This is a genomic window from Helicobacter apodemus (assembly GCF_003097575.1).
GTDB lineage: Bacteria > Campylobacterota > Campylobacteria > Campylobacterales > Helicobacteraceae > Helicobacter_D > Helicobacter_D apodemus.
This window is the reverse complement of sequence record NZ_CP021886.1, coordinates 468,041-484,012: the sequence shown is the minus strand read 5'-3', so window position 1 is coordinate 484,012 and position 15,972 is coordinate 468,041. Positions and strand designations below refer to the sequence as shown.

Below are 15,972 nucleotides of genomic sequence, written 5' to 3'. Positions count from 1 at the left end.
GGGTTGATGTTGATATTCCAGAGTGTAGATTTATTTAAGACTTGGTTTTTTTGGGATACTTATATCTTTTAAGTCTTTCTGCCTAAAGGAGTTTTACACTTCATAGGAATTTCTTTTTTAGATTTTAAGTTTGTTAAGGTGCTTATGTTTTTAAAAGCATTTCTGTCATAGAGGAATGAACAAGGATTTCCTAGTGTAGATTTTCTTTTTGAATATAAGTCTGTAATTTTTAAGAAGCACTCTAAGGTGGTCTTTACAAGCAAATTCCACCTTTAGTGTTTGTTTTTAAAGGCAACTTTAGTTTGTCTAAATTTATCTTAAAGGATAGAAATGTTTAACAAAGTTATTTTAGTAGGAAATTTAACTCGTGATGTTGAGTTGCGTTATTTACCCAATCAAAGTGCATTAGCTAAACTAGGACTTGCTACCAATCGCCGCTATAAAAAGCAAGATGGCTCACAAGGAGAAGAAGTATGTTTTATTGATGTGAATCTTTTTGGTAGAACTGCTGAAGTAGCTAATCAATACCTTAAAAAAGGTTCTTCTGTGTTAATTGAAGGTCGTTTGGTATTAGATACTTGGATGGATAATAATGGACAGAAGAAAAGTAAGCATAGCATTACAGCAGAAAGTATGCAAATGCTTGGTGGCAATAGTGCAAAAGCAGATGCTAATACTTCTGAAGTAGTTGTTGATAATGAACCTAATGCAGTTTATGAAGGACAGCCACAAGTCAATCCAAACAATACTGATGCTGGAGAGGGCATACCTTTCTAGTTCTTATTGTTTTAAATCTAAACCCTCTAGGCTTTTATCAATCTTATAAGCAATAAAACTCTTACTGCCTAAGCAAGAGTGATTTATTTACTTTCCTTTAGATTGAAATAAAACCTAAGAGACTTTTTAATATTAAATATTCCAACAAGGGATTATTACTTCCCTTGTGGGAATATAAGAATCCTTTCTTAGAGTATTTTTACTCTAAGTATCAGTTTTAGGTGCTTTAAGCTATACAATTATCCATAGATTGTCTTGCAGTCATTACTAACTTGTAATGATGAATAGAGAGTTTGTGGTATAATAGAAAGAATTAAGGAATTAATATGCAAGGAAATATGATGCAAGTTATACAACCCAATCATACTATTTCACAAAGCACAATAGCTTTAATAATGAAGCTTATTAAAAAAAGCTATAAAGAAGAGGAACAACAAGAAGTTTTAAATGATATTGTTGCTATTGTCGATGAAGTTAAAAGAGATAATAGAATCTCCTCTGAGTTAATAAGAGAAGAAGTAGTTGAAAAGCTAAAAGGAGAATTAGCTACGAAAGATTTTGTTAGAGCGGAGATTGCAGGAGTAAGAACTGAGATTGCAAAAACTCAAACAAAGCAAATGTGGTTTGTCATTTACACAGGTATAGCATCTGCAGTTGTAATTATTGGTGCAAACTTTGCAATGGTAAAATTCTTATTAGAAACATTAGGTAAATGATGAATTTTTATGTTGGGGGTATTATTACAACCATTATAAAAATCCTCTAAAACTATAACTACTTAGCCTGTAGTTTTTCTTTTAAGCCCTAAGTTGGGATAGAAGTTATCCCACTTGGGGATTCTACTTGTATCCTTGTTAATTTTAATAAGGATAAACAATGAAAAATATAACCATCAAAAGAAATAAGGCAATTATTGCCTCTTATAAGAGAGAGATTAATTTACAAACTAGATTTGTGAGAAATAGAAGCAAATACACACACAAAGTTAAACATAAAGCTAGAATGGATTAATTGCCTTAGCTATATATGGTATAATTACCTTATATTAATCTGTATTAAGGAGAGTATATGGATACTGTTAAAATTACATTTAATGCGGATAGGGATTTTAAACAAATGCTTGATGATATTAAGCGTGATTATGGTTTAAAATCCATTTCAAATATTATTAAGGATGCTGTGAAAGAGTATAAATATAGACTAGAATTAGAGCAATGGCATAATGCTGTAAAATTAGCAGATAATGATTCTAAGCTCTCTTCTATTCTCTATGAAGACTTAGAAACAGGGGATTTAGATGATGAATTGCAATGAAATATGGTATGTTAATTTTGACCCTACTATAGGTAATGAAATTAAAAAGATTAGACCAGCTGTAATCATTGATGATAATTACTTGGCTAGTCAATTTATGCGACTTGTCGTTCCTATTACAACTTGGAGAGATAAGTTTGCTTCATTGCCGTGGATAGTGCAAATACAACCTAATAGTGTAAATGGGTTATCTAATGTATCAGGTTTTAATATTCAGCAAACTAGATACCTATCTACAAAACGATTCCAAAGCAAAATTGGTATTGTGGAGGATAGCACACTAATTGCAATACAAAAAGCATTGATAAGATTTATCAATCCTAATTTGCATAAACTTCTTTAACTAATTTATAATTATCAGCCCCAAGTTGGGATATATTTTATCCCATTTGGGGTTAGGTATATCCTTGTTTTAGTTTAAAAGGTTTTAATCTAAAGCCTTTTAGTTTTCTATGATAATAAAGATAAACAATGAACTTTTCAGATTTTTTAATCAATCATAAAACTGCTATTAAGGCTTCTTTGCACGAATCAGTATCGCCTACATTTATAGGATTACAAGAGCCTACCAAATACAATAAAGATATTGAAACATTATTAAGGCTTAAGAAAAAACCTTTTCCTACACAAGCTACTATTATTACTGCTGGTGTTAATCACTTGAAAAAAAGAAAATCCCTTCTTTTATCTTGTGAGATGGGGACAGGAAAAACTTTAATGGGGATTAGCTTATCTTACTCTTTATTGAAAAATGGAGGGAATGTCTTTATTATGAGTCCATCGCATCTTGTTCCTAAATGGGCAAGTGAGATAGAAGTAACACTTGGAAAAAGTAATGAAGCAATCTTAAATTATGAAATTATAATCATTAAAAAATTTTCTGATATGGCAGTTTTTAAGAATTTAGAAAAAAACCTATTAAGATTTTTCATCTGCTCTAAAGAAGTTGCTAAGTTATCTTATCCACGCATACCATCTTTAGATTTAACCGCAAAAACACAAATTAAGAAAATAAATCATTCTTTAAGTGTTCTTAAATGTGCTAGTTGTGGTAAGGAATTAGAAACTATTATAGATGAAAATAATACATTCCTTAATGTTACACGCATTGATGAATACACAGGTGAAGCTTATACTTTAAGTAAAGACATCACTTGCACTCTATCACGATTAACACAAAATATAGAGGAAAAGGTTTCTTGTAAAAAATGCAGGAAATTAATTAGTATGAATAGATTCCAACAAACTACCTTTAAAGAATGGATACTTGGAATAAAAAAGAATCCATTAGTTGGTGCAAAGAAAAAATATGGGGTGGCAGAATTTATTAAAAAGAAAATGCCAAAATATTTTATTGATTTGCTCATTTTAGATGAAATTCACGAACTTAAAGGAAACGATACCGCACAAGGCACATCTTTTGGAATTTTAGCCTCTTGCAGTAAGAAAGTTGTAGGATTAACAGGAACATTACTTAATGGTTATGCTTCCTCTATCTTTTATATTCTCTATAAAATGAATCCTCAATTTATGAAAAAAACTTTAGGATTAAAATATAGTGAAGTGCAAAAATTTGTAGAAACCTTTGGTTCTTTTGAAAGAGAATATTCTGTTGGAGAAGCTCATAATTTAAGCCTCCAAGATGGTTTAATCACCCATAAGGGAAAATCTACTAAATTAAAGGAGCTTCCTTTTATTAATCCTCTTCTTGTTAAAGAATTGTTAGGAATGACTTTATTCTTGAGACTTGATGAGATGAATACAGCATTACCTAATTATAAAGAGGAGATTATTAGTGTAGATTTAGAGGAACAAATCTCTATTCCCTATAGAGATTTTTTAAGTAATATTGTAGAACAAATTATGGAGGGTAAAAACATTTATTGGGTGCTTTAGCAAATTCTAGCTTGTCAATACCAGATTTACCTTTTATGGCAAAATCTGTTGATGCAAGCAAGGAAAAGTTAGGCATTGAATTTATAGAGTATTATCCTTTAGTTAATGAAAGTTACATTACCAATAAAGAAAAAGCCTTAATTAAAGAATTAGAAAAAGAAATGCAACAAAAGCGTAGAACTATTGTTTGTAACATTTTCTGAACTTGGTGTTGCTGAGAGGATAGTTAAAATCCTTGAAAAATCTTTTCCTAATCAAATCATTAAACATTTATCAAGTGCTATTAATCCTGATAGGCGAGATAAGTGGATTAAAGATAATTATGCGGATATTCTTATTTGTAATTCAGAACTTGTTAAAACAGGTTTGGATTTACTTGATTATCCTAGTCTTTTCTTTTATGAAACAGGCTACAATGTTTCTACTTTAAAACAAGCCTCTCGTAGGGCTTGGAGGATAGGGCAAAAAGAAAAATGTATTGTGAAATTCTTTAGTTATCGTAATTCTCCACAATATATAGCCCTAACCCTTATGAGTAAAAAAATCAAAGCTTTAAATAATTTAGAGGGAAGACTTGTTAATACCGCTAATGAATTAGCTTCCTTAGCTGTTGATAAGGGAATATCTATTTAAGAGCAAATCGCAAAGGCAATTTTAAAGAATGATGATTCTAAAAATGCAGAAGCAGAAACTTCTGAATGGAGCTTCTCTCCTAGAGAGTGGAATCCTTTTGAATCCCATTATAGGAATTTGCAAAGTAATGTATTTGCTAAAGAGGTCAAAGAAAAAGCGTTAATAGAAGTTTCTTTAGAACAAAGAATTAGAGAAGATTTAGGGCAAAAAACAATGTCGGTAACTTTCATTAAAAATGGCGAACAAATGGTTTGTGAAATGACTGCGGATGATATTGTGAATGCTTTAAAAGATGAAAGTTGTAAAAATATTCAATTATCCTTATTTTAGGAATATTGAATAAAAGAGTAGGTTAGTTACACCCTGTGTAACTTTATAGTAATGAAGCGATAAAGGAGAAAAGAGAGAAATTTAAATATTGAATGTATATTTATAGTTTTTATAGATTATTGAAATCTGTGTTTCACCCTAGCCCTAAGTTGGGATATAAGCTATCCCACTTTGGGATACTTCTACCCTTGTTAATATTTAAGGTGTAACAACCTTAAAAATGATAGAATAAGGAGATAAAATGAAAGGATATATAATGAATACTCATCAATATGTCTTAAATGAAGGCTTTAAAGCCTTACTTGATGGAATCTTTAGTGATAAAGAAATAGCCACTAAGTTAAAGATTGCTTTTGAAGAAGTGGTCAATGATAGAGCAACTACACAAAAGATAAATCTTGATAGGCTAAAAGCTGAAGCTTTAGAGGAGATAGGAAACGAATTAGCCACTAAAGACTTTGTGGATAAAAGAATAGCAGAAGTAGAAAAAGAAATTGCAAAAGTAGAAAAAGAGCTGAAGCTAGAGATTGCAAATGCAAAAGTGCAAGGCATTTATTGGCTTTTAGGTGTTGGAGTGGTTACTGCTATAACCATTATATCAAGCACTTGGGTTATGATGAATTTTATGCTAGAGAGTTTGAAATAAATCATAATCTTAAATATTCTAAATAAACTACTAAACAAAGTAGAAAGTTAAAATTTCTACTTCCCCTAAACCCTAAGTTGGGATATAAGCTATCCCACTTAAGGGTTTTTGCTTATATCCTTGTTAATTATGTTAATAAGGAGAAAAAATGAATAATACATTAAATACTAATAAAGAAAAAGATTTTATGGCTTTAGTTACAGAAAGCAGTGATGGAAAATCTGTTTTTAGGTTGGATTGCATTGATGTTTTTGTTGATAACAATGAAGATGTGCTTTATGCAGAGCTTTTTGGAAAAACACAAATCATCAAAGCAGTTACCAATAGGGTTTTTAATAAAACATTTACTTCTGTGTTGTCTGATAAAAGATTATCAGCAGGATTTTCTAATGCCAAACACATAAACTTCAGGAGCAAAATGCGTTATAAAAGAGAAATTGCACCTTTAGAGCGTGGTTATTCCTTAGTAATTATTTATACAGAGGAGTTATTAAGTAAAAAATACTTAATGACTAAAAAGCCACTTTTTGGTTTCATTGAAGTTAATGAGGAAACATTAAAAGATTTTTCTAATTGGCTTGATAAGTTAGGTATTCCTGTTCCAAAGGATAAAAACTTTAGAAAAAAGGTTTTTGAATTGGTAAAAAGTAAATCACTAACACCTATTATAAGCTACACTGTTTTACATTCTCTTGGAGATAAAGCAAAAGATACCAAACTCCTTACTCTTTTTGATATGAGCTTTCTTATTGATAATGAGTATAAGGAGCTATGCAAAATAATTGAGTTAGTGTATCACTCTATGGTAAGAAAAAAAGAAATTAAAGCAAAAAGCTACAAAAGTGATTTAGAAGTGGCTTAAATATTTATGAATTAAAGAATTAAAGGAGAAAAAATGGCAAGATTAGCGTGTGAAGAAAAGTTAGCTTATTATCCTACTGATATTAATGCAGTTAAAGCATTCATCAAGGAGATTTCTAAAGATAAAACATTTAGTAACTTTAGAATCTGCGACCCTTGTTGCGGAAAAGGCATTATTTTGGAGTTATGGAAAAAAAGCTTTTAAGAATATAAAAACATTTGGTGTTGAATTAGATGAGAATAGAGGCAAAGAAGCACAAGAAAGAGTAGATTTATTTGCCTCTGCAGATGCCATATATAGTATGCGAAAGAGTAAAGATGTTTTTGATTTTCTTTTTTTAAATCCTCCTTATGGGGAATTAAAAACACAAGAAGCAAACAATCGTTTAGAAATTGAGTTTGTAAAAACTTGGGTAGGAACAATTAGTGAGCAAGGCTATATGCTTTTAATCATTAATCCATCTTGTATCAATGAAAGAATGGTTAGCTATTTACAAAAAGCCAAAATGCAATTTGTTGCAAATTTTTTCTTTGATAATGATGACCATTTAAAGTTTAAACAATACTTTTTGCTCTTTAAAAAGGATAAGAATGCAGAAAGTCAATCTGACTTATTAGCATTAATTTCTAAGAGCAATTCTAAGCCATTTGCTGAAGTAGATTTTTCAAATGTAGAGATACCAAAATCAAACTTTAAAGAGAGGATTCTTTTTGAAACCTTTCAAGAGCTTAAAATTTGGCAAAAAGAAAAGCTTTTAGCCAATACAAATGCTCCTAAAGAATTTTGGAATAAATTACTAAATCCTGTAAAAAATAATTTCATTTCTAGCATTCAAACACCCAATGATGGGCAATCAGCTTTATTATTAAGTGCGGGATTGTGCGAGAAAGATATTGGAGGATTTTTAATAAAAGGCTGCTTTGAAAAAGTAGAAATACTTGAGGAAGAAAAAGAGGATGGTAAAGTAAAAGTTAAAGAGCAATTTATCTCTCAAACTTTTGCTTTTGATATGAGAAATGGTGAATATTTAAAATTTATTTAACTACACTTTTAAGCTTTTGCTTGGGAGTTTCAAATATTCCACAAGGGATTTTTACTTCCCTTGTGGGGGTATTGAATCTCTTTTGGAGTATTTACTCTATCTTAGAGTGGATACTCTCTAAATTAGGATTTCTAATTTAGCTACAAAGTAGCAAAAACTACTCTAATCTTACCCTTTGTTGGGATACAAGTATCCCAAAGAGGGTGGGATTATACTGCTTGTATCCTTGTTAATTTTTATTTTACAAGGAGATATTATGAATTTTTATGAAAATGATTTAAAGATAGAAGAGCTAAAAGTAGCCATTGAGAATAGGGATAATGAGTTTGTTATAGACTTTTTAGAATTTAATAAGCACATAGGCTGGAATAAGAGTGATTTTATTGAGCTTAAAGAGTGTGCAGAAAATTGTAACAACAAGGAAATTATTGAGGCAATCAATAATAGCGGTCTTATAGAGTAATAAAGGGAGTAAAAATGAAATATGATTTAGATAGGCTAAAACAGATTCCTATTAATGAAGTATTAGCTTCCATAGGGGCTGATTATGCTATCCAAAGCAATGGTAAAGTTATGCACTGCTTTAATATTAAAGCCCATAAAAACCAAGATAAAAAACCCTCTTTAGCAGTCTATGCTAAGAGCAATTCTTGTCATTGCTTTGCTTGTGGATTAAGTGGTGGTCCTATTGAAATGGCTAAAATGGCATTTAATGGGGATTTTAAAAAAGCTTGTGAGTGGCTGCATAGTGCTTGGAGTATTCCATTCCTTGAAGCAAGTAGTTATCAAGCTATTCAACCAAAAGTGGTAAAAAGAATACCAACTTTGAAAGAAAAAGTTAAAGTCTTTGAGCCACAAAAAGAGTTTAAAAATATTGTGTTAAGAGAAATCTTTGGAGATTATAAAAATTTATCTAGGAATATGCAATTAAAAATGGTTTATACCTTCATATATCGTTATTCCCTTTTAACACAACAAGCAAAAAAAGAAGCTTATTATAAGAATCGTGGGATTACTTGTGATGTTAAAACAATAGGCTTTTTAGGTTGGAATGATATTACAAGATTAGAGCAAGAATTAACTAAATACTTTCCTTTAGAGGATTTACAAGACTTTAAAGTCTTTAGTAAAAAGAAGTATGGCTGGAATTACTCTAAGAATGTTTGTGTTGTTCCTTGTTTTGATTTATATACAGATTTAATTTGTGGATTTTCCTTAAGAACTATTAATGGAGATTCTACAATTAAAGAGTTAAATGTTAATTGCTCTGAACTTGAAATCCCACTTCCTTTTAATCTAACTTACTCTACACTTAAAAGTAAAGAGTGGATATGGATTACTGAGGGGCATATTGATGCTCTTAGTGGAGTTAGCCAAAATAAAAAAGAGAATAGTGATTTTTGTTCTTTTGCTGGTGTTTGGTCTTATAAGGAAGAAGTTCTAGGATTATTTAAAGATAAAAAAGTGATTGTTGCTTTTGATAAAGATAGTGCAGGTCGTAATAGTGAAGCAACTTTAGTAGCTAAACTCTTACATTTAGGAATTGACACTTACATTGCAAATTGGAATGAAGAGGTTAATGATTTGAATGATTTGTTAAATCTTAATGCTTTAAACACAATCACTCTCCATAGACAAAAGAGGATTTCTTAAATGCTTCATTTAATCTTAGGAACTATGAAAGCAGGTAAAAGCACAAAACTCTTATCTCTTGCAAAAGAGTTTAGCACACAAGGTGTTGCACTCATTGCACCTAATGTATCTAAAAGAGAGTTTTTTGCTAGGAATGTTGAAAATTGCCTAGAAGTCTATGATGAATCCTTTGATTATAGTCAGCATAAGACACTTTTAATTGATGAGATTCAATTCTTCAAGAAAGAATATATACAAGCAATTATTAACAATAGGAATAACTATAACTTCTATATTGCTGGATTGTTATCAAACATTCATCATCAAATGTGGGAGAATGTAGTTAAACTCTTACCCTATGCTGATAATGTGGAATTGCGTTATGCAAATTGTGATATATGCGGTTGCAAAAAGGCAAAATACCATAATAGGCAGTGGGTTAATAGGAGATGATTATTTAGTTATTTGTGAAAAATGTAATAAAATTAAGGAGTAAATATGATAGTTGAAGTAGAAGTCACATTAGATGAATTTTGCGATGAGGATTTATTAGAAGAAATTAGGACTAGAATAGATAGAAGTTATAATCATAACTTTAAAGAGGAATTAATAGGTATCCTTAAAAAGGAATTCTTAGATTCTAATCAAGTGCTAAATGATTTAGAATCATTGCATGTATGGAATCCAAGTTATGCAAAAGAGTGGTTTGAAACCCTTCCATTTAGCAAGAGCTTAAAGAAGTGGATATTAAAAACCTACAAAGATGAGTTAGTATAGGTGTATCCTTGTTTATTATGTTATAATCTAATCATATAAAAGGAGAAAATGATGACTAATCATCAATACCAATTAAATGAAGGCTTTAAAGCCTTACTTGATGGAATCTTTAGTGATAAAGAAATAGCCACTAAGTTAAAGATTGCTTTTGAAGAAGTGGTCAATGATAGAGCAACTACACAAAAGATAAATCTTGATAGGCTAAAAGCTGAAGCTTTAGAGGAGATAGGAAACGAATTAGCCACTAAAGACTTTGTGGATAAAAGAATAGCAGAAGTGCAAAAAGAAATTGCAGAAGTTAGAGCTGATTATCGCTCTCTTAGGCAAGAGATGAAATTCTATGCAATAGGTTTAGGATTCTTAATAATTATCCTCCAATCTAAAGTCTTTGACTTTATCACTGCTTTTCTTAAGTAGCTAACACTAAAATACTTACAACCCCTAGTTGGGATATAAGTTATCCCAACAGGGATAGTATATCCTTGTATGCAGTTTGGATTATCCAAACTTTAAATTAAAGGAGAAAAAAATGAATAATGAAAGAAAAATCTCCCCTAAAGAGTTTTCCGATAAGCGTAAATCTCAAGATGATGAGATTCTTAAAAAACAGCTTGAATTAAGAGAGCGTGAAATTGCTCTTAAAGAGAAAGTTAGAATGCAGATTACAGGCTGTAGAAAACAATAAAAAAGCTAAGAAATCTTGGTTATCTTTCTTTCTTGAAATTATGAAATGGGTGGGAATTATGATTCTACTATTGGTGCTTATGGTTCTCTACAACATATACACCAAATAAAGAGACAAAACAATAATGTTTCAAAAATGGAAAGATTCTATGTTTGATGAGTTAAACAAGTGTAGTTTTGATATTATTCTCTAACACAAACCTATTGTGTTAGAACCTTTCACCCTTTGGGTGTTTAATCTTTTTTAAAGCTTATGTGAAATGGATAGGTTTTAAAAGTGATTAAATTATCAAGGATTGTTGAAGTTAGTGTTGCTTATCTTGTTTTAAGACTTTTAGAAGTCAAAATGCAAAAAAACAGGAATACATCAAGGTGTGCTACAAAGAGCACACAGGCTAATAAGCCTTGACAATTATAAGACAAAGCAATATAATTGTAACCAAGATGTATTTAGCAATGTCCATCTTCGCTCCTTTTGGGCATAAATTTTCACTGCAGGGCTTCATCCTGCGGTGAATGCCCTGCGACAATTATACTTAAAAAGCTTTCTAAATGCTTCAAAAAACCCTATTGAAATGCTTTATTGGTTTAGTTTTAATTTTTGCCAACGCAATTTACAAAGCTTTTGGGGCTTTAATATTTTAAGAAAAGAGGGGATATAATTTTGTTATGAGTAAGTTAGATGAAACGAAAGAGGAAATTAACAATTTAAAATTTTGGCTTGGTATTGCTGTGGCTACCTTATTTGGCTATTTTAGGTTGGAGTATTACCAATTATGAGACAATAAGTTTCTTATTGCTATCATTAGGTTTTGTGGCGGTTATTTTTCTAGGAGTGGCAATCATCCTCTTACAGAAAAATATTAATAAAAAAATCAAAAATTTAAGGGATTTGTAATGCTTACAGAAATAATTGTTGTTTGTATGGCTTTAATGGTTTTTATTATTCCGATTCTTGCAATTAAAACTGCACTTGAAAGTAAGTGAATTACCACAGCTTTAGGAAGCCATAGCTTCCTAACTAAAGCTAACATTAAGAGCAATCTCTTTAAAATTTTAAATTAGTGTTAAATCCCCAAACTCTAAATCTGTCTTTTCAAGTTTAATTTTCATTATTTATCTCCCGAATTAAATCCCCAATAATCTCATCATTTTTGAAAGCTACAAAATCCTCAATTTCATCTATGTCTTTTAGCAATTGCATCTCACTTACAATACCCAAAAATTGCCTTTTAAAGTGAAAATAAGAAAATAATAAGGCTTTGATTTGTTTGGAATCTTGCATTGTCTATCCTCAATCTTTAATCTCTGTATTTTGTGCGTGATAATTTAAAAGCTATTTGATTTGTTTTCATTGTGGAAACTCCTTACAAGATTCTAATGGTTGTAATCGTTGCGTATCACCCACATTCGCACGATTTATATTTATTGCATTATTTCCTTTATCCATTTTTTCTCCTATTAAAGCATTTCGCAAACGCCACACACAAGGGCAAAAATACATACTTATTGCCCCACACACTCACACAAAAAGCGTTAGAGCTAATATAAACTAATGTTTAAATGAATAATTTTAAAAAGTGAAAATCAATTTTTAAAGCAAAAAGTGCAGTTTTGGCACAAAATTTCTGCAACCCCATTGGGTTTCTACCCCCCCCGCCTTTTAGGTAAAAATTCCTACAATTTGGATAGACTTGCAAAAATGGCACAAATATAAGAATGCCTTATGTATTATCTTATATCAAAGATAAACATAAACAAGAACAAAAAGAATACCAAGAAAAGATAAAAAAGAATCCTAGTTTAAAACTTCCTACCTTAGAATCTTATAGAGATTATAAAGATGCTTTAAAAATAAAAAATACACTTTCTTATCAATTAGGGGAAGCTTTTATTAAAGCTAAGAAACAAAATTTCTTTAAATTTCCTATTCCTTACTTAAAAGCTAATAATGTTAATTATAGTGGGGGGGGGGCATTCTATGGTTTTATTTTGTTGAATCTAAGAGAATAGTAAGGGAGTGGAGAGGGAGGAGTAAGAAATAATACTTTATTCACTAATTAATAATTCGTCCAAGAAAAGGAGCTTTTATTTGTGTCTAAAGCACTTAGAATCTCCCTATCTTCTGCACTTAAAGAGCAATCAAAAACATTAAAATTTTCTATCATTCTTGTCTTTTTAGAAGTTTTTGGTATGACAGAGATTCCTTGTTTAATGAGGAATCGCAAAACCACTTGTGCGGGGGTTTTATCGTATTTTGAAGCAATACTTTTAAGTGTGGGATTTTCTAAGATTGAACCCCCGCCCATATTTTTTCCAGCCACATTTTTCCCTGCGATAAAGGGACTCCAAGACTGCAAGAGTGTGCCTTTAGCCTTCATCACCTCTCTTAAGGGCTTTTGCTGCATTAGCAAATGCGTCTCGCATTGATTAATCGCAGGGATTATCTCACAAGTTTGTATAAATTCTTTATAAGCCTTTGCGCTAAAGTTTGAAATGCCAATACTCTTTAAGATTCCTTGCTTATAAAAACTCTCCATTGCTTTATACATTGCCTTTGATTGTGCGTAAGGTTCGTGGATAAGCAGAGAATCTATGTAATCAAGCCTTAAACTTTGGAGTGATTTTTCAATGGATTTTTTCGTGGAATTCTCGCTATTTGCACCCAAGAGCTTTGTTTGGATAAAAAACTCCTCGCGTTTGATTCCGCCCTTTATTGCCGCATTTATCGCTGCTCCAAGATATTTTTCATTGCCATACATTTGTGCGCTATCAAAGAGCCGATAACCCACCTCTATGGCTTGGCACATCGCCTTTTGCCCCGTACTTCCTGTTAGCTGATAAGTGCCAAGCCCAAGAAGTGGCATTTTAATGCTATTATTGAGAGTAAGAGTTTGCATTGTTGCTCCTTTTTTAGAATTGCTTTATTTAGAGAAGCTTGTGTTAGGGTTGGTGCTTACACCCCAAATGTTGCTAATCCTGCGATACAGGTAGAGTTCTTTAAAAACTCTCTGCACTTTTTTCTTGTATTACTTCTCTTTAAAATAAAAAGTTGAAGTAAAATTATAAACCCTGATATGTAATATTTGTCAAGGGGTTTGTAAAAAAATCGACAATAGAGTAGGAATTGCTACAAATGTATTTTACACTTTACAATGGCATTGTTTATCAAGAGTTTTGATTTTTTGCTCTATTTTACTTAGAATTTCTTGTGTTAGTTGCAGGTCTTTGATAATTAACTCTCTTTGGTCTTCAAGGATTTTTTTACGTTCTTGAAAAGTGCTTTTTTCTCCAAGAGAGACGAGGTGCATATAACGTTTGATGTTTGCTAAACTCATTTTCACAAAACGAAACCATTCAACCCATTTGAGCTTATCAATATCTTGATTGTCAAAAAGTCGGACACCATTCTTGTCTGTTTCTAGTTCTGGGAAAAGCCCTTTTTTAAGCCAAAAGCGAATTCTAGTAGAGGGAATCCCAGTTTTGCGCTCTGCTTCAATGATTGTTCTTTTCATCTTTTATCCTTTTTATGAGACTTGTTTATGTGGTTATTTTGCTTAGTGCTTGAAATGTGCTACACAATTTTATTTATGAATGCAAAAATTAGAGATTTTAAAGTATGCCTTGCAATATGGTGGTAAAATTTAATTCCATAAAAGTTTTACCGCCATAAAGATAAGGTTATTCTAAACTTAGTGCATTATGCAAGATATTGCTTGAAAAATACCTCGATTTTATCAAAAGGAATCTTTTGCAGATTGTCATACAAATCTGTATGCACTGCGTTAGGCACGATAAAAAGCTCTTTATTGTTGCCTTTTAGCTTCTTAAAGGCATCTTCGCTAAAGTATCTGCTATGGGCATTTTCCCCGTGAATTATTAAAACTGCATTATCTATTTCATCGCTGTATGTGAGAATAGGCATATTAAGAAAGCTTAGAGAGGAGGTGAGATTCCATCCATTGTTTGAATTGAGCGAACGTTTGTGATAACCGCGTGGGGTTTTGTAATACGCGTGATAATCTTTCATAAACTGCGGTGCGTCATTTGGCAAAGTTTCAGGCACGCCACCAGCAAGTGCGTATTTGCCATTCTTATAATCCTTAATTCTTTGCTGTGCTAGAGTTTTGCGCTTTTGTATTCTTGCTTTTTTGCTGTTTTCTTCGTCAAAATAGCCATTGGCATTGACACGACTCATATCATACATTGTAGAAACTAGAGTTGCTTTAATGCGTGGGTCATTTGCTGCTGCATTGAGTGCAAATCCACCCCAACCACAAACGCCGATAATGCCGATTTTATCTTTATCTACATTCTTTTGCGTGCTTAAGAAATCCATCGCTGCACTAAAATCCTCTGTGCTTATATCGGGTGAGGCGACATACCTTGCCGCACCTCCACTTTCCCCCGTGAAGCTTGGGTCAAAGGCTAGGGTGATGAATCCACGTTCTGCCAAAGTTTGTGCATAGAGTCCGCTTGGCTGCTCTTTTACTGCACCAAATGGACCACTAACTGCAATGGCAGGAAGTTTGCCTTTTGCATTTTTAGGCACATACATATCCGCTACAAGCGTGATTCCAAAGCGGTTATGAAAAGTAACCTTGCTGTGAGTAACTTTATCACTTTTAGGAAAGGTTTTGTCCCAGTCTTTACCGGGTGCTGCTGGTAAGTCGTGTGCTTTAGTATCTTTTGCATTCACTAGGCTAAAAGCTCCGCCAAGTGCCACTATACCCGCACCAATACTCGCACTTTTGAAGAGATTTCTACGTGTTTTGTTAAGAGATTTATTTTGCATATTTGCTCCTTAAAATATTAAAGTAAAAATAACATTATAAAACCTGATACTTAGTATTTGTCAAGAGGGAGGGGGAGGATAAAATTATTGTTTTTATAACAAAATATTTATATTGCCCTTAAGTGCGTTTTTAGTGTTTGCAAGATAAAGTGTATTAAAAAGAGGATTAGAGAGAATGACCGCAAATACGATGTATTACGAGCTTAAACAAAATTACAGCATTACTGAACTTGCTAAAAAGCTCTATCTTCATACAGGCACATTAAAACGTTGGGAAGCTACACGAAAAATCCCCAATGAATACCTTTTTGATTTAAATTTTTTATTAGGCAATAAATACGAACTTATTAAGGCAAATTATCGAAGCCATAATGAGTTTTTCACCAAAAAAGAAATAGCGAAATATTGTTTTAAAAGCTTTAGGAATTTTACAAAGCTACATAAGGTTTCAATGAAAAATTATACCTTTATCGAACCAAGTTGCGGGGATTGTAGCTTTTATGATTTGATGCCAAAAAATAAAAGAGTTGGCATTGATTTAGAATACAAAAAATAATGAGATTTTATGCCAAAATTTTCTTTCT

27 protein-coding genes are annotated in these 15,972 nt (G+C 31.7%); 21 read left to right on the top strand and 6 right to left on the bottom strand.

Annotated features, from left to right (window positions below):
• Nucleotides 1–68 precede the first annotated feature (68 nt).
• Nucleotides 69–263, bottom strand: coding sequence for a hypothetical protein (locus CDV25_RS02345; protein ID WP_108910611.1), 195 nt, complete (start codon nucleotides 261–263; stop codon nucleotides 69–71).
• A gap of 67 nt (nucleotides 264–330) precedes the next feature.
• Here CDV25_RS02345 and CDV25_RS02340 point away from each other — a divergent pair, with 67 nt between their 5' ends.
• The 19 genes from CDV25_RS02340 (at nucleotide 331) to CDV25_RS10690 (ending at nucleotide 11,002) form a co-directional block, all read left to right on the top strand.
• Nucleotides 331–777 carry a single-stranded DNA-binding protein gene (locus tag CDV25_RS02340; RefSeq protein ID WP_108910610.1) on the top strand — a complete coding sequence of 149 codons (447 nt, stop codon included), beginning with the start codon at nucleotides 331–333 and terminating at the stop codon, nucleotides 775–777.
• Nucleotides 778–1,103: 326 nt separating this feature from the next.
• Nucleotides 1,104–1,493 carry a hypothetical protein gene (locus tag CDV25_RS02335; protein ID WP_108910609.1) on the top strand — a complete coding sequence of 130 codons (390 nt, stop codon included), beginning with the start codon at nucleotides 1,104–1,106 and terminating at the stop codon, nucleotides 1,491–1,493.
• A gap of 160 nt (nucleotides 1,494–1,653) precedes the next feature.
• Nucleotides 1,654–1,788, top strand: a complete 135-nt coding sequence (locus tag CDV25_RS10695; protein ID WP_269149125.1) for a hypothetical protein — start codon at nucleotides 1,654–1,656, stop codon at nucleotides 1,786–1,788.
• A gap of 57 nt (nucleotides 1,789–1,845) precedes the next feature.
• Nucleotides 1,846–2,091 (top strand): hypothetical protein, encoded by a 246-nt coding sequence (locus CDV25_RS02330; protein WP_108910608.1) that lies wholly within the window; start codon nucleotides 1,846–1,848, stop codon nucleotides 2,089–2,091.
• Nucleotides 2,075–2,434 carry a type II toxin-antitoxin system PemK/MazF family toxin gene (locus CDV25_RS02325; RefSeq protein ID WP_204161858.1) on the top strand — a complete coding sequence of 120 codons (360 nt, stop codon included), beginning with the start codon at nucleotides 2,075–2,077 and terminating at the stop codon, nucleotides 2,432–2,434. The genes CDV25_RS02330 and CDV25_RS02325 overlap by 17 nt, the downstream gene beginning before the upstream one ends.
• A gap of 128 nt (nucleotides 2,435–2,562) precedes the next feature.
• On the top strand, nucleotides 2,563–3,987 hold the full coding sequence (locus tag CDV25_RS02320) for a DEAD/DEAH box helicase family protein (protein ID WP_108910607.1): 1,425 nt from the start codon (nucleotides 2,563–2,565) through the stop codon (nucleotides 3,985–3,987).
• Nucleotides 3,975–4,190, top strand: coding sequence for a hypothetical protein (locus tag CDV25_RS02315; protein ID WP_108910606.1), 216 nt, complete (start codon nucleotides 3,975–3,977; stop codon nucleotides 4,188–4,190). Before CDV25_RS02320 ends, CDV25_RS02315 begins: the two co-directional genes overlap by 13 nt.
• On the top strand, nucleotides 4,171–4,620 hold the full coding sequence (locus CDV25_RS02310; protein WP_108910605.1) for a P-loop NTPase family protein: 450 nt from the start codon (nucleotides 4,171–4,173) through the stop codon (nucleotides 4,618–4,620). The genes CDV25_RS02315 and CDV25_RS02310 overlap by 20 nt, the downstream gene beginning before the upstream one ends.
• Before the next feature lie 117 nt (nucleotides 4,621–4,737).
• A complete protein-coding gene (locus CDV25_RS02305) occupies nucleotides 4,738–4,950 on the top strand; it encodes a hypothetical protein (RefSeq protein ID WP_108910604.1) in 213 nt (70 codons plus the stop codon).
• Between the two features lie 241 nt (nucleotides 4,951–5,191).
• Nucleotides 5,192–5,596, top strand: coding sequence for a hypothetical protein (locus CDV25_RS02300; RefSeq protein ID WP_108910603.1), 405 nt, complete (start codon nucleotides 5,192–5,194; stop codon nucleotides 5,594–5,596).
• Nucleotides 5,597–5,744: 148 nt separating this feature from the next.
• Complete coding sequence (locus CDV25_RS02295; RefSeq protein ID WP_108910602.1) at nucleotides 5,745–6,458, top strand: hypothetical protein; 714 nt, start codon at nucleotides 5,745–5,747, stop codon at nucleotides 6,456–6,458.
• 85 nt (nucleotides 6,459–6,543) lie between these two features.
• Nucleotides 6,544–7,500 (top strand): DUF6094 domain-containing protein, encoded by a 957-nt coding sequence (locus tag CDV25_RS02290; protein WP_108910601.1) that lies wholly within the window; start codon nucleotides 6,544–6,546, stop codon nucleotides 7,498–7,500.
• Between the two features lie 256 nt (nucleotides 7,501–7,756).
• Nucleotides 7,757–7,963, top strand: coding sequence for a hypothetical protein (locus CDV25_RS02285; protein ID WP_108910600.1), 207 nt, complete (start codon nucleotides 7,757–7,759; stop codon nucleotides 7,961–7,963).
• Between the two features lie 14 nt (nucleotides 7,964–7,977).
• The gene (locus CDV25_RS02280; protein ID WP_108910599.1) at nucleotides 7,978–9,153 is read left to right on the top strand and encodes a toprim domain-containing protein; all 1,176 of its coding nucleotides are present in this window, start codon (nucleotides 7,978–7,980) and stop codon (nucleotides 9,151–9,153) included.
• Nucleotides 9,154–9,585, top strand: coding sequence for an AAA family ATPase (locus CDV25_RS02275; RefSeq protein WP_108910598.1), 432 nt, complete (start codon nucleotides 9,154–9,156; stop codon nucleotides 9,583–9,585).
• Nucleotides 9,586–9,630: 45 nt separating this feature from the next.
• Nucleotides 9,631–9,909, top strand: coding sequence for a hypothetical protein (locus CDV25_RS02270; protein ID WP_108910597.1), 279 nt, complete (start codon nucleotides 9,631–9,633; stop codon nucleotides 9,907–9,909).
• 51 nt (nucleotides 9,910–9,960) lie between these two features.
• Nucleotides 9,961–10,326 carry a hypothetical protein gene (locus CDV25_RS02265; RefSeq protein ID WP_108910596.1) on the top strand — a complete coding sequence of 122 codons (366 nt, stop codon included), beginning with the start codon at nucleotides 9,961–9,963 and terminating at the stop codon, nucleotides 10,324–10,326.
• 112 nt (nucleotides 10,327–10,438) lie between these two features.
• Nucleotides 10,439–10,594, top strand: coding sequence for a hypothetical protein (locus CDV25_RS10085; RefSeq protein ID WP_162550395.1), 156 nt, complete (start codon nucleotides 10,439–10,441; stop codon nucleotides 10,592–10,594).
• A gap of 276 nt (nucleotides 10,595–10,870) precedes the next feature.
• Nucleotides 10,871–11,002: a hypothetical protein gene (locus tag CDV25_RS10690; RefSeq protein WP_269149124.1), complete on the top strand. Its 132-nt coding sequence runs from the start codon at nucleotides 10,871–10,873 to the stop codon at nucleotides 11,000–11,002.
• 466 nt (nucleotides 11,003–11,468) lie between these two features.
• Here the strand turns inward: CDV25_RS10690 and CDV25_RS10080 are convergent, their stop codons facing one another.
• Nucleotides 11,469–11,627, bottom strand: coding sequence for a hypothetical protein (locus CDV25_RS10080; RefSeq protein WP_162550393.1), 159 nt, complete (start codon nucleotides 11,625–11,627; stop codon nucleotides 11,469–11,471).
• A gap of 68 nt (nucleotides 11,628–11,695) precedes the next feature.
• A complete protein-coding gene (locus CDV25_RS02260; protein WP_108910595.1) occupies nucleotides 11,696–11,878 on the bottom strand; it encodes a hypothetical protein in 183 nt (60 codons plus the stop codon).
• 434 nt (nucleotides 11,879–12,312) lie between these two features.
• Here CDV25_RS02260 and CDV25_RS10440 point away from each other — a divergent pair, with 434 nt between their 5' ends.
• Nucleotides 12,313–12,606, top strand: a complete 294-nt coding sequence (locus tag CDV25_RS10440; protein ID WP_239056397.1) for a DUF8374 domain-containing protein — start codon at nucleotides 12,313–12,315, stop codon at nucleotides 12,604–12,606.
• A 47-nt stretch (nucleotides 12,607–12,653) separates the two neighbouring features.
• On the opposite strand, the gene CDV25_RS02250 is transcribed toward CDV25_RS10440, so the two are convergent.
• The 3 genes from CDV25_RS02250 to CDV25_RS02240 form a co-directional block, all read right to left on the bottom strand.
• Nucleotides 12,654–13,493 carry an aldo/keto reductase gene (locus CDV25_RS02250; RefSeq protein WP_108910594.1) on the bottom strand — a complete coding sequence of 280 codons (840 nt, stop codon included), beginning with the start codon at nucleotides 13,491–13,493 and terminating at the stop codon, nucleotides 12,654–12,656.
• Nucleotides 13,494–13,736: 243 nt separating this feature from the next.
• Entirely contained in the window at nucleotides 13,737–14,108 is a 372-nt protein-coding gene (locus CDV25_RS02245; RefSeq protein WP_108910593.1) for a MerR family transcriptional regulator, read from the bottom strand.
• A gap of 185 nt (nucleotides 14,109–14,293) precedes the next feature.
• Nucleotides 14,294–15,388 (bottom strand): alpha/beta hydrolase, encoded by a 1,095-nt coding sequence (locus tag CDV25_RS02240; RefSeq protein WP_108910592.1) that lies wholly within the window; start codon nucleotides 15,386–15,388, stop codon nucleotides 14,294–14,296.
• Between the two features lie 175 nt (nucleotides 15,389–15,563).
• Between CDV25_RS02240 and CDV25_RS10435 the strand changes: the two genes are divergently transcribed.
• The gene (locus tag CDV25_RS10435) at nucleotides 15,564–15,944 is read left to right on the top strand and encodes a hypothetical protein (protein ID WP_239056396.1); all 381 of its coding nucleotides are present in this window, start codon (nucleotides 15,564–15,566) and stop codon (nucleotides 15,942–15,944) included.
• Nucleotides 15,945–15,972 lie beyond the last annotated feature (28 nt).

Bases quoted from the DNA above. Each gene is read 5' to 3' on its own strand.
- CDV25_RS02340 (WP_108910610.1), top strand. From the start codon at position 331: ATGTTTAACAAAGTTATTTTAGTAGGAAATTTAACTCGTGATGTTGAG.
- CDV25_RS02335 (WP_108910609.1), top strand. From the start codon at position 1,104: ATGCAAGGAAATATGATGCAAGTTATACAACCCAATCATACTATTTCA.
- CDV25_RS10695 (WP_269149125.1), top strand. From the start codon at position 1,654: ATGAAAAATATAACCATCAAAAGAAATAAGGCAATTATTGCCTCTTAT.
- CDV25_RS02330 (WP_108910608.1), top strand. From the start codon at position 1,846: ATGGATACTGTTAAAATTACATTTAATGCGGATAGGGATTTTAAACAA.
- CDV25_RS02325 (WP_204161858.1), top strand. From the start codon at position 2,075: ATGATGAATTGCAATGAAATATGGTATGTTAATTTTGACCCTACTATA.
- CDV25_RS02320 (WP_108910607.1), top strand. From the start codon at position 2,563: ATGAACTTTTCAGATTTTTTAATCAATCATAAAACTGCTATTAAGGCT.
- CDV25_RS02300 (WP_108910603.1), top strand. From the start codon at position 5,192: ATGAAAGGATATATAATGAATACTCATCAATATGTCTTAAATGAAGGC.
- CDV25_RS02295 (WP_108910602.1), top strand. From the start codon at position 5,745: ATGAATAATACATTAAATACTAATAAAGAAAAAGATTTTATGGCTTTA.
- CDV25_RS02290 (WP_108910601.1), top strand. From the start codon at position 6,544: ATGCAGTTAAAGCATTCATCAAGGAGATTTCTAAAGATAAAACATTTA.
- CDV25_RS02285 (WP_108910600.1), top strand. From the start codon at position 7,757: ATGAATTTTTATGAAAATGATTTAAAGATAGAAGAGCTAAAAGTAGCC.
- CDV25_RS02280 (WP_108910599.1), top strand. From the start codon at position 7,978: ATGAAATATGATTTAGATAGGCTAAAACAGATTCCTATTAATGAAGTA.
- CDV25_RS02275 (WP_108910598.1), top strand. From the start codon at position 9,154: ATGCTTCATTTAATCTTAGGAACTATGAAAGCAGGTAAAAGCACAAAA.
- CDV25_RS02270 (WP_108910597.1), top strand. From the start codon at position 9,631: ATGATAGTTGAAGTAGAAGTCACATTAGATGAATTTTGCGATGAGGAT.
- CDV25_RS02265 (WP_108910596.1), top strand. From the start codon at position 9,961: ATGACTAATCATCAATACCAATTAAATGAAGGCTTTAAAGCCTTACTT.
- CDV25_RS10085 (WP_162550395.1), top strand. From the start codon at position 10,439: ATGAATAATGAAAGAAAAATCTCCCCTAAAGAGTTTTCCGATAAGCGT.
- CDV25_RS10080 (WP_162550393.1), bottom strand. From the start codon at position 11,627: ATGTTAGCTTTAGTTAGGAAGCTATGGCTTCCTAAAGCTGTGGTAATT.
- CDV25_RS02260 (WP_108910595.1), bottom strand. From the start codon at position 11,878: ATGCAAGATTCCAAACAAATCAAAGCCTTATTATTTTCTTATTTTCAC.
- CDV25_RS10440 (WP_239056397.1), top strand. From the start codon at position 12,313: ATGCCTTATGTATTATCTTATATCAAAGATAAACATAAACAAGAACAA.
- CDV25_RS02250 (WP_108910594.1), bottom strand. From the start codon at position 13,493: ATGCAAACTCTTACTCTCAATAATAGCATTAAAATGCCACTTCTTGGG.
- CDV25_RS02245 (WP_108910593.1), bottom strand. From the start codon at position 14,108: ATGAAAAGAACAATCATTGAAGCAGAGCGCAAAACTGGGATTCCCTCT.
- CDV25_RS02240 (WP_108910592.1), bottom strand. From the start codon at position 15,388: ATGCAAAATAAATCTCTTAACAAAACACGTAGAAATCTCTTCAAAAGT.
- CDV25_RS10435 (WP_239056396.1), top strand. From the start codon at position 15,564: ATGACCGCAAATACGATGTATTACGAGCTTAAACAAAATTACAGCATT.